7 protein-coding genes and 2 pseudogenes are annotated in these 11,006 nt (G+C 41.7%); 3 read left to right on the forward strand and 6 right to left on the reverse strand.

Annotated features, from left to right (window positions below):
- Positions 1 to 76 precede the first annotated feature (76 nt).
- The 3 genes from QT994_RS06370 to QT994_RS06380 form a co-directional block, all read right to left on the reverse strand.
- On the reverse strand, positions 77 to 274 hold the full coding sequence (locus tag QT994_RS06370) for a hypothetical protein (RefSeq protein WP_333172646.1): 198 nt from the start codon (positions 272 to 274) through the stop codon (positions 77 to 79).
- A 108-nt stretch (positions 275 to 382) separates the two neighbouring features.
- Entirely contained in the window at positions 383 to 523 is a 141-nt protein-coding gene (locus tag QT994_RS06375; RefSeq protein WP_333172648.1) for a hypothetical protein, read from the reverse strand.
- Positions 493 to 4,371 (reverse strand): NACHT C-terminal alpha/beta 1 domain-containing protein, encoded by a 3,879-nt coding sequence (locus QT994_RS06380; protein WP_333172650.1) that lies wholly within the window; start codon positions 4,369 to 4,371, stop codon positions 493 to 495. Before QT994_RS06380 ends, QT994_RS06375 begins: the two co-directional genes overlap by 31 nt.
- A 170-nt stretch (positions 4,372 to 4,541) precedes the next feature.
- On the opposite strand from QT994_RS06380, the gene QT994_RS06385 reads away from it, so the two are divergent.
- A complete protein-coding gene (locus QT994_RS06385; RefSeq protein WP_333172652.1) occupies positions 4,542 to 5,102 on the forward strand; it encodes a DUF2726 domain-containing protein in 561 nt (186 codons plus the stop codon).
- 96 nt (positions 5,103 to 5,198) lie between these two features.
- Here QT994_RS06385 and QT994_RS06390 read toward each other — a convergent pair.
- Both QT994_RS06390 and QT994_RS06395 read right to left on the reverse strand, forming a co-directional pair.
- Positions 5,199 to 5,330: pseudogene (locus QT994_RS06390) on the reverse strand (GMP synthase (glutamine-hydrolyzing)); the annotation flags it as partial.
- A gap of 84 nt (positions 5,331 to 5,414) precedes the next feature.
- A pseudogene (locus tag QT994_RS06395) lies at positions 5,415 to 6,460 on the reverse strand (transposase).
- A gap of 588 nt (positions 6,461 to 7,048) precedes the next feature.
- Between QT994_RS06395 and QT994_RS06400 the strand changes: the two are divergent.
- A complete protein-coding gene (locus tag QT994_RS06400; protein WP_333172655.1) occupies positions 7,049 to 8,512 on the forward strand; it encodes an ABC transporter substrate-binding protein/permease in 1,464 nt (487 codons plus the stop codon).
- Positions 8,478 to 9,227 carry an amino acid ABC transporter ATP-binding protein gene (locus tag QT994_RS06405; protein WP_333172657.1) on the forward strand — a complete coding sequence of 250 codons (750 nt, stop codon included), beginning with the start codon at positions 8,478 to 8,480 and terminating at the stop codon, positions 9,225 to 9,227. The genes QT994_RS06400 and QT994_RS06405 overlap by 35 nt, the downstream gene beginning before the upstream one ends.
- Before the next feature lie 159 nt (positions 9,228 to 9,386).
- On the opposite strand, the gene QT994_RS06410 is transcribed toward QT994_RS06405, so the two are convergent.
- The coding region (locus QT994_RS06410) for a calcium-binding protein (protein WP_333172659.1) at positions 9,387 to 11,006 on the reverse strand (1,620 nt) is incomplete at its 5' end.

Here is an 11,006-nt window from a genome sequence, read left to right on the forward strand (position 1 = left end):
ACCTTAAATTTGTTGGCCATATTGCATCTCCTCTACTTTTAGCCTACATTTAGTGTACCTTCATAGTGAATTGGTATTAGTAGCCGTTTTCCACAGGAAAAGGGGGGTTTTCCACAGGAATCGGCAAGTTTTCCACAATAGATCGATCGGCTGTCGTCGATTTCTGTCTTTCTATTTGTATAAATTCCAAGTATTTTGAATTTCTGTAGCCATTTCCCCGCGCAAATGCCAAGGTAGCAAAATCTCCACTTTTGAACCGAGAACTCGCAGCCATCTCAACGGGTAGTGCGGAGGGAATTTTTACTTTATTTTATCTGGTGCTAGCCTATCTACTCTCGAGCGTAGCGGAAATTCTCCTACTCTGTTTTAGCGGACGATTTTCTTAATTCAGAGAAAGATGAAGAAATGTTTCGAGCGAGTTGGATTTGGGGGAGTGAGTGCGATCGCGCCTGAGTTGGTGAAAAAGCGATCGCCTTCTGCCAAAATCAAAATTCAAGCCTCCAAAATCGATCGATGCAGCCATTTCAAAACTGCATCGATGAGATTCGGATGGTTAGGAGAAATGCGTTTTACATTGTCGCATTGTCGATCGGTGATAATTGCGATCGTGCCTCCAAAAGCACTCAGTGCAGTTAGAAAAGTTTCGCTGAATTCGCGATCGATTTTAGAGTTGTAGAACACCAACGCCACTGGTTTTTCTAGGTTTCTCAAATTCAGTCGCCAATAGGCTTTGAGCAGTGGCATAGTTGTGGGTGTTCCTTCTTGTCGTTCTGGACAACCTTGCTCTACCATTTGGATATAGATATCAGTGGCAGGATTATCTGGAGGGTTAAATTCGCTACCATCAATACAAATCAGTTGTACTGCTTGATTGAGTTCTTCATTATGGGAAACCGCCGACTGAAGAACTGAAGATTGCTCAACTTTGTTGAGGAGGAGTTGAGGAGTAGAAGAGTTAGCAATAGAGATGTTTTCAAATCCCTCTAAGTCAGTACAGGATGGTTGAACGCAACAAGCGTCATAAAATTCCGTATAACTCAAGTGATTAGCACAATGCCACAGCACTGAATGAGCAATTATATATAACTCCGTGTCCAACTTAGCAACTGCATCTTCTACATAATCCTTTAGACCAAAAACTAGCCTTTGCAGTTGTGCTTTGTGAGTAATTTGTTTTAATTCGGCGGCAAGAAACCATTGAAGTTGACGGTCTTTTAAATTGACGGTTAAGCTTACTAATTTATCAACAATCGATTGTTTTGATAATGTTTCAATTTTGAGCAAGATTTGAATACAAAAATGGCGCAATATATGCTCTTTATTTGTTTTGATTATTTCAATTATTTTATCGATGACTTCAAAATTAGTTTGTTTGATTTTGGCGATCGCAATTTCATCCCCTATATATAATTTTCCCGTAAAATGATTTTGCATCAAATTTGTAAAGTTTAATTTTTCGGCATCGCTAATTAGTGAAACAAATTCAACATATTGTTTTTCCATGAAATAATCTTCTATGTTGTCTGTATCATTACTTGTGGTTGAATTTAACTCCTCGCTTATATTTTTATTCAGATAGTTCTCTATCAATAAACTTATATAATCAATGAATGTCTTGTCTTTGCTACTTTGGTAGCCTACTATTTTAAAACGCTCATACATTGTTGTAGTTTGAGAAAAAATTTGTATTAAAACATAGTAAAAGTCGATTTTTACTTCTACCAAACAAATCAATTTTTTAAGGATTGACGGCTTCTCGAAAATTTTTGGATAGCTCAAGCTTCTCATTACTAACATTTGAGCATAAGCTAGAGATTCATATGTGTCTTCTTCATTTGCAATTAATTGGATTAATTTATTAATAATTTCTCCAATAAAACCTTGTGCTTCTAAATAGTCAAACAAAGACATAATAAGCACTGGATATTGTGAGGTATATAACAAATCAATCATTGCTTTGTTGACTTTTGAAATATCAATATCAAATCTCTTGATTATACTAACAGCAGGAATAATACTTATTTGATTGTCTCGATTTTTATTTATGAAATTAATCAAAGCATCCAATACTTCTTGATTGTTGACTAAAGCGTTATGATTTAGACTGAGTTTGTCTAAATGTGAAATACCTAGCGATTGAATCATAGAATCTTGACTATTTAAAAATGATGTTAACTTACCAATAACCACTTTGTCCAAAATCTTAGAATCCATTAAAATCTTAACGACATCAAAATTTTGTCTTTCGTATTGCTCATCCTCGTTCGATAAAGCATTCACTAAAAAATCGACGGCAACTTGCTTGAAATTATCATGTTTTAAAGCTATTTTTGCCACTTCTATGGCACGTCCCTCATTATCATCTTTTAATAATTTAGGGATTAATACTTTTAAGCATTCATGCTCCGGGTTGATTTTAAATAAAACTTCTAAAAGCCTATATAGAGATAGTTCGTATAGATCTAAATCAGTATTATTTATGACGACTTGACTTATAATATCACAGGCTTCTTTGGGAGCGTAATATTTTAAAGATTCTATGATGAATTCCTCATAACCAGGAAACATTAATTTGTATTGTTGTATTTGTGGATTATCATCCAAGCAAACCAAATACACCGATTCACTAATAAAATGTATGTCGCCAGATTGACACGAGTAAACTATATTTAATGGTAGAAGCTTAAGCCGATACAGATTTTTCCATTTGTCTTCCTTAAGATTCGTTATTGTGTCGTTCAATTCTTTCTTTTGTACTGCTGAGATTTGGGAGTTTTCTAACCATAATATAGCTGGTTCTAGCCATTGAGTTTCAAAGATTCGATAGCGCTCCATGAAAAATTTATAATCAATTACTAAAGATGCAAAATATTCCTGGAATGTAGGATGAAAGAATGCGTAAACAGGTTCATCTGTTGCAGCTTCTAGATCTACCAAATTCAGCCAACTGAGATCCCAGGCTAATTTAAACAGCCTATCGCCCATTTCTTGCTGAATTAAACTCAGTGGCAACCGAAATCTAGCATCGCTATCCAATCCTGCTATAGACAAACGACCGAGGGCTTGATGTAATTCTTCTCGCAAACCTGGTTGAGTCGCCCAATCAATAACCGTTTGGGATGGTTTCCACTCATAGAAATAGCGAACAAAGTGTTGATATAGTTCGGCTTTTGTTTCTGGTAAGTCGGATTGCTGATTCTTACTGAATATTTGACACAGTAGAGATAAGCGAAGCGGATTTTTTATGAGTTGGCGGATGCGTTCTTTTTGCGGTTCTTGCAGCTTTCTCTGTAACTCCTGCCCCAGTTGAATATTTTTTGCTTCAGCAAACCACTGCTGAATAAAATCATCTACTTGCTCTGGTTTAAACTCCTGAGTTTTGTAAGTATCAAAACCTGTGAGGGGATTGTTGAGACGGGCATCCCAAACATTGGTTCGACAGGTCAAAACAACTCGCACATTACCCAACCAATCAGTAAGCTGGTTTCTGATTTCCTCTAGGGACAAACAACTGTTCGCCCCTACAGCCATTTCATCGACACCATCGAGTAATAGCCACACTCCACCTTGACGCAACCGTTTTTGTAGAGATTTTTCATGAAACATCTCTACATCAATATCGGGATAACCCAGAGAAATAGCTTCCGGTAACCATTCCTGAAGGATATAGTCTTTCAGTGTCTTTCCTTGCAAACTTGCCAGCGCAATGCAAATCGGCAAATCTTGATTATTTTCCTGAATGTGAGTGGCGATTTTATCTAACAGCGTTGTCTTTCCTGCTCCTGGTTCGCCGACAATAGCAATATGCTGATTTTTTCCAGTAGGGTTTTGTCCAATAACGTCAGTCATGAATTCATCATGCTCGTAAATTCGGGTAACAACTTCCGGTTCTAATTGATGCACCAGTTCCATAGGCACATTGCCACTGCGACGCTGCTGCTGTTTCCGTTCGATTAAACCTAGCGGTACAAAAACATTGATTTCAAATCCCTTTTCAGTTGCCTTACGCCTAATTCGCTGTTCTTTTTGCTGCCGATCTAGCATGACTAAGCAGACTTTCCGCCAATCAATATTAGTTACGTCTATAGGTGTTTGTTTTTGTTTAGAATCTCTAGACTTGGGAAGCCAATCTTCAATAAACTTAGTGGGTTGCAGTTCTAGAATCGCAGCAATTTTTTCTATGGCATCTCTTTGTACCTTGTAGTCCCAGTGCGGATTAAACAGCCTTCTAACCTGATCGTCACCATTGAGTCCTGCTGCTTGTGCAAGCGAGTCATGGGTATAACCCTTTTCCAGTCTCCTCGCTTCTAAAATTGCTAACCCTTCTCTATTGGGGAGAAAACCTCTTCTTCTCTTGCTAGTTGCTGTCATTGGCTGCTGAAAGTTGTTGTGCTAGTCATCTTCTTTACTTTAGCAAACTGGACGGATTATTGGAGAGTGCAGATAAGTGCAGTTAAGAATCTTGCTAACTGCACTTACTGTCTCTGGACTATACAACTTTATCTCGATAACCTCAAAGTATCGAGTTCAAATTTATATCAATGACTTGCACTTACAACTATTCAGACGAGTTCGACTTCAACAGCGATGATGATTCGCTGCAAATCTTTCCGCAATTCCAAAGCGGAGAAATCATCAACGAGTTAGAAACGATCGCTATCGATATTCTAGAGATGATTTTAGGCGATTGCTTCCGTTACTGTCCCCAAGTTCCCCTAGAAATGATCTGTTCTCGTCGAGAAACTTTCACCCGTCTTCCCATTGAACTTTGGAAATTTTGGGTGAGTTCCAGAGTCGATATCGCCTTGATGGAACGCGGCTGTGGTGCTAGTCGCAAAGCCAAACTGGTGATAGAATGTCAATCTCATTGGCACGATCGCCCAGAGGTGCAGGAGCGCGATCGCAAAAAAGCCCGACTCCTTGCATCTGTTGGCGTTCCCTTAGTATACCTGCGACCAATCGATCGAGATCGACGCTTTTATCGTTTCTACACTCCCAATGGACAAAAAGAAGTCTTCTACAACTCAATTACCCAACAAGGACGGACAGAACTGCAAGCATTTTTGCAACACTATTCAACACAGTTGACAGTTGACAGTTGACTCTTAGACTATAAATTTTCTGTGTAAGTCCTGTAATTAACACAGGACTTACAGACGGCATCTATCCAAATCGAAAATCAATAATCAACAATGGTATCACTCCCACTCGATCGTTCCCGGCGGCTTAGAAGTAATATCGTAAACCACCCGGTTCACCCCCTTAACCTCATTCACAATCCGATTCGAGATCAGTTCCAACAAATCGTAAGGAACGCGCGCCCAATCAGCTTTTGCTCTGATCTGCTGAATACCGTGTTCCACAAATGGAATATGCTGGATGATTACAAATACCGATCGCAACTATAGCGTTTCTTAGAAAGATGAGGTACAATAACAGCAGTGAGTAAACCAATTCCTCATATCGGATAATGTAACTTGATTGAAGGCAAACTCTATCGCTTTTGCTAATTCTCGATAATTAGTCGTCTTGATAGAACGGAGAATGTTTTTGAGTTTTGACCATAAATGTTCAATTGGCGAGAAGTCTGGCGAATAGGGCGACAAGTATATTAATTTTGCCCCTTTCTTTTTGATGGCTTTTTCTATTTCTTCTCCGGTATGAATAGTACAATTATCCATCACTACACAAGCACCTTTCCAGAGTTTTGGTACTAGCTTTCGGATAAGCTGTTGTGCATTTAAAATGCGTGTTTCAGAGGTTGAAACCCTTTACTGGCTTAGATAGCCTCGAAAATTTAAATGATGAACAGCTTAATAAAAGCCTCAAATGTAATTGTATCAGTTGTACCTGTTAAATTGACGGATGTTAGGACTTCATTGACCGATATGGCTCCAATTATGGAGACATTTTCCCCCCGTTTATTTGGTTTTTGTCCCCTAGCCCTTGAACATTTTTGCATACCTAGCATATAACCTAACCATTGCCAAGTTGACTCCTGATTCATCAATGAATACTAAGTCTTTTAAACAAACTTCTCGGATTTTTTGCCAGAACTCGTATCGCAGATTCTGAACTCTGTCAGTGCCTTTGTCTGACGGGAAAAGAGTTTTTTTTTTAATGTCATGTTTAAGAGTTTTGCCATTCTTCCCATCGTTGCTACGCTGATGGTAAAACCAATTTTTTGGTACAGTAAATAACGGAGTTCTTCGAGAGTTGCATCATTATTTTCTTCAATCAATTCCGCTAAAATCAGCAGTTGCTCTGCATTCAGTTTTAATTTGACTCCGCATCGCTCAGTTCGAGGAGCAATATTTTGGGTCTCACGATACTGTTTAATTATTTTTTGGACAAAACTTAGAGCTACACAAAAACGGTTGGCTATTGCTCTTTGTGACAGCGGTTCATTATGGTACACGTCCAGAATTTTTTGTCTAAAATCAAGAGAATAAGTTTTCATTTTTACTGTGTGATACTTGCTAAAATTCTTGATAGTTGTCATTCGAGTGACTGCTCTGGGGCGAGGGACTACTGCTCGAATAGCGCTCCATTTAATTAGAGCTGCATAACATTTTAGGTTTGTATATTTTTCACTCCGTTCAAGTCAGTTATATCATACCTCATATTTCTGAGAAATGCTATATAGCAAAACCATTTGATTTGTAAACAATCGATTCAATCATCACAAGCGTTTCAGGTTGTTCTACATTCATGACTCAAATAGACTTGCTATAGGACAACGGTACAACATTGGTGGGAGTTGTGCGGACAAGCTTTACTTTCTAAAATGTAAAAATTGGTGCATTTCGGACATTTTTTAAATATAAGTTGGTAGCACAATTATCTATTTCTAGCCCTGGGCGCATTAATACCTTTATAACCGGGTTTTTTACCCTTGTTAAAGGCTAATTATGCAATTTTTCTGTCCATAAAACCCGGTTTCTCGCAACCCATGCGTCCAGGAATATATCTTCCTTTACAAAGGTGACTTGATTCCGATTTGTGGTATATTTTGTGGGCGAGGGAATTTTTTAGGACAATGTTCGATATGAAACGTTTAAAATTAAAATCAATGCTGGGGGCGGCGATCGCGATCGCCTTTTGTTTAATTGCGATCGCCAGCTACGCCCAAGCCAACAAGACTTTAACACTCGCGACTTCCCCAGACTACCCGCCCTATGAATTTAAAGATACGGCTGTTAGCGGCAACGAAATCATCGGTTTTGACATCGATATTGCCAAATATATTACTAAAAAATTAGGCTACGATCTGAAAATAATTGGCATGGATTTTAACGGATTAATTCCCGCTTTGCAGGCGGGCCGAGCCGATTTTGTGATGGCTGGAATGACGCCCACAGCAGAAAGGAAAAAAAATGTTGCTTTTTCTGACCTTTACTACAAAGCTCAAAATACAATTGTCGCCAATAAAGGCAGCAATTTGACCAAAGCTGAAGATTTAGCCGGGAAAAAAGTAGGCGTTCAACTCGGAAGCATTCAGCAGGAAGCTGTGAAAAAAATGGCCGGTGTGCAACTGGCTGCTCTCAATAGGATTCCTGACATCATTCAAGAAATTAAATCGAACCGCCTCGCGGCGGGAGTGATCGAGGATACTGTCGCTACGGGTTATGCCGCAGCGAACCCGGACTTGGAATTTAACACAATCCCGAATACGGAAGAAAGCGGTTCGGCGATCGCCTTTCCGAAAAATTCCAGATTAGTTCCAGAATTCAACCGAGTCCTCCAGCAAATGAAAGCCAGCGGTCAAATTAAGGAACTAGCTACTAAGTGGTTTTCTCGACCGATTCCGCAAGAACCTGCTCAAGCAAATCAGCCTGCGGTAGCGCCCAAGTTCGGGTTAGATTTTGGCAAAATCTTGCCGAGTTTGCCTTATATTTTGTCCGGGATTTGGGTAACGCTAACTTTTACCTTGCTGTCGGCATTTCTCGGATTTATCTGGGGAATCGTCCTGTCTCTGTTTAAGATTTCTAGCATTAAACCGCTGTTCTGGTTTGCCACTGCTTATACCTCAATTTTTCGCGGAACACCGCTAATTTTGCAGTTGACTTTAGTTTATTTTGCCACGCCGCAGCTTACGGGCTATAATATATCGGCGCTGCAAGCTGGCGTCATTACTTTTTTCCTGAATTCTGGGGCTTATATTTCCGAAACAATCCGCGCCGGAATTCAAGCCGTAGATAAAGGTCAAAAAGAAGCCGCAGAATCCCTTGGCGTTCCATACAAACTGATGATGGGCGATATTATCTTGCCGCAAGCGTTGAAAAATATTTTGCCTGCATTGGTGAATGAAAGTATTGCTTTGCTGAAGGATTCAGCTTTAGTTTCAGTAATAGGCGTAGAAGACTTGCTGCGCCGCGCTACAATTGTGGGAGCAGAAAAGTATATTTACTTTGAACCTTTGATATTTGTCGGCGCAATTTATTATTTGATGGTGCTTAGTTTAACTTGGGGGGCCAATGTACTCGAACGTAGACTCCAAAGTAGCAGTTAAGGTCGATCGCCTGTATAAATCTTTTGGCAATCTGAAGGTTTTGCGCGAGATAACTACTGAGATTCATAAAGGAGAAGTGATTGCCATTATCGGCCCTTCGGGGTGCGGCAAGTCTACTTTTTTGCGGTGTTTGAATTTACTGGAAATTCCGACTTCTGGACACATATACATTGACGGAGTGGATATTACTCTGCCGAAAGCAGATATTCTGAAAATCCGCCAGAAAGTGGGGATGGTTTTTCAGCATTTCCACTTGTTCCCGCACATGACTGTACTGCAAAATGTGATGTATGCGCCTGTAAAGGTGAAGCAGGTGGCTAAGGATGAGGCGCGTCTAAAGGGGTTAGAATTGCTAGAAAAAGTGGGTTTGTCAGATAAGGCGGACGTTTATCCTTCTAAGCTTTCGGGGGGACAAAAACAGCGGGTGGCGATCGCCCGCTGTTTGGCTATGGAACCGGAAATTTTGTTGATGGACGAACCGACTTCTGCACTCGATCCTGAAATGGTTAAAGAAGTGTTAGATGTGATGAAAGCTTTGACGAAAACGGGAATTACAATGGCAATTGTAACTCACGAAATGGGTTTTGCGCGGGAAGTCGCCCACCGGATATTGTTTCTCGATGGCGGAAAGGTGGCGGAAGATGTGCCGCCGCAGGAGTTTTTTAGCAACCCGAAGTGCGATCGCGCCAAGCAATTTCTGGAAAAAATGCTTTAATTCATATAAGAATTAAAGTTTTTAACCGCAGAGGGCACAGAGTTAGAGGAGAAAGAGAAAGTTGCGGTAGGGTGTGTCAGGTAGGAGATGCTCGATCGGCACAAAAAGTATACTTCCGGGACACCGTTTGTTGCCGACGTGCATCAGTGGTCAGCCTGTTTAAATTAAATTGAAATCGCTGGCGCTTATTCTGCTAGCCGAAACTCCGTTTAAAGCAGCAATAATTTCTCCTGTTTGCACAAACTGAATGAATGTTGCACCGCTATTTTCAGTAAGAGTTAATTGCTCGAATGTCAAGCCCTTAGCTAGTATCAGCAAATCTTTTCCCGCTTCAAAATCGGCAATAATATCGATACCAGAATTGGCAGACAGTAAAAAGCGATCGCTCCCAGCACCTCCAATTAGACAATCTTCCCCCAAACCGCCAATCAAAGTATCATTACCTTGGCCACCAAAGAAAGTATCATTTCCATCGCACCCGTCTAGCAAATCATTGCCCGCACCTCCAGTCAGACAATCATTGCCAGCACCTCCGCAGAGGGTATCATCACCCAAATTGCCGTAGAGAGAATCCTCCCCTTCGCTGCCGAAGATTATATCATTTCCCTTGCCTCCAAATGCGATATCGCTGCCTTTGCCGCCGTCGATAAAATCAGCACCTTCATCGCCAAAAATTAAGTCGTCGTCTTCTTTACCATTTATTGAATCATTGCCGCGATTTCCGAAGATGATATCTTCGCCTTCACCGCCAAGAATGATGTCATTATTCTTGCCGCCAAAAAGAATATCATCTCCGTGGTTGCCCTCAATGAAATCATTGCCTCGGTTGCCGTAAAGGATGTCGTCTGCTTCACCGCCGTAGAGGTTGTCATCGCCTAAATCCGCATCGAAAATATTCGGATTTGGACTGCCGTAAAAAGCATCATTTTCCGGTGTGCCAAACTGAATTTCACCGCTACCATTGCCGTTGATAATCTTGTCAGCTTGGTTTGGGCGATCGACTGTTGGATACTCAATAGTATTGCAAATGCAATCAGTATCACTTCCTGTTGTAACAACAGATACTGATGGTGTTGGCGTCGGTGTTGGCGTCGGAGTTTCCGCAGGCGTCGGTGTTGGCGTTGGCGTCGGTGTTGGGTTCGGAGTTTCCCCAGGTGTTGGAGTTGGCGTCGGTGTTGGGGTCGGAGTTTCCGCAGGCGTTGGCGTTGGTGTTGGCGTCGGATTTTCAGCAGCAGTCGGCGTCGGAGTAGAAGTTTCCGCAGGCGTCGGTGGAGTCGGCGTCGGAGTTTCCGCAGGAGTCGGAGTTGGCGTCGGTGGAGTCGGCGTCGGAGTTTCCGCAGGAGTCGGAGTTGGCGTCGGCGTCGGATTTTCAGCAGCAGTCGGCGTCGGAGTAGAAGTTTCCGCAGGTGTCGGAGTGGTTGGAGCCGGAGTGGTTGGAGTCGGAGTTGTCGGAGTCGGAGTTGTCGGAGTCGGAGTTGTCGGAGTCGGAGTGGTTGGAGTCGGAGTGGTTGGAGTCGGAGTTGTCGGAGTCGGAGTTGTCGGAGTCGGAGTGGTTGGAGTTGGAGTGGTTGGCGTCGGAGTTGTCGGAGTCGGAGTTGTTGGAGTTGGAGTGGTTGGCGTCGGAGTTGTCGGAGTCGGAGTTGTTGGAGTCGGAGTTGTCGGAGTCGGAGTTGTTGGAGTCGGAGTTGTTGGAGTCGGAGTTGTCGGAGTCGGAGTTGTCGGAGTCGGAGTGGTTGGAGTCGGAGTGGTTGGAGTCGGAGTTGTCGGAGTCGGAGTTGT

The organism is Microcoleus sp. S13_B4 (assembly GCF_036700885.1).
GTDB lineage: Bacteria > Cyanobacteriota > Cyanobacteriia > Cyanobacteriales > Microcoleaceae > Microcoleus.

Coding starts and splice junctions, on each gene's coding strand:
- QT994_RS06380 (WP_333172650.1), bottom strand. CDS start 4,371: ATGACAGCAACTAGCAAGAGAAGAAGAGGTTTTCTCCCCAATAGAGAA.
- QT994_RS06370 (WP_333172646.1), bottom strand. CDS start 274: ATGGCTGCGAGTTCTCGGTTCAAAAGTGGAGATTTTGCTACCTTGGCA.
- QT994_RS06400 (WP_333172655.1), top strand. CDS start 7,049: ATGAAACGTTTAAAATTAAAATCAATGCTGGGGGCGGCGATCGCGATC.
- QT994_RS06385 (WP_333172652.1), top strand. CDS start 4,542: ATGACTTGCACTTACAACTATTCAGACGAGTTCGACTTCAACAGCGAT.
- QT994_RS06375 (WP_333172648.1), bottom strand. CDS start 523: ATGGCTGCATCGATCGATTTTGGAGGCTTGAATTTTGATTTTGGCAGA.
- QT994_RS06405 (WP_333172657.1), top strand. CDS start 8,478: ATGTACTCGAACGTAGACTCCAAAGTAGCAGTTAAGGTCGATCGCCTG.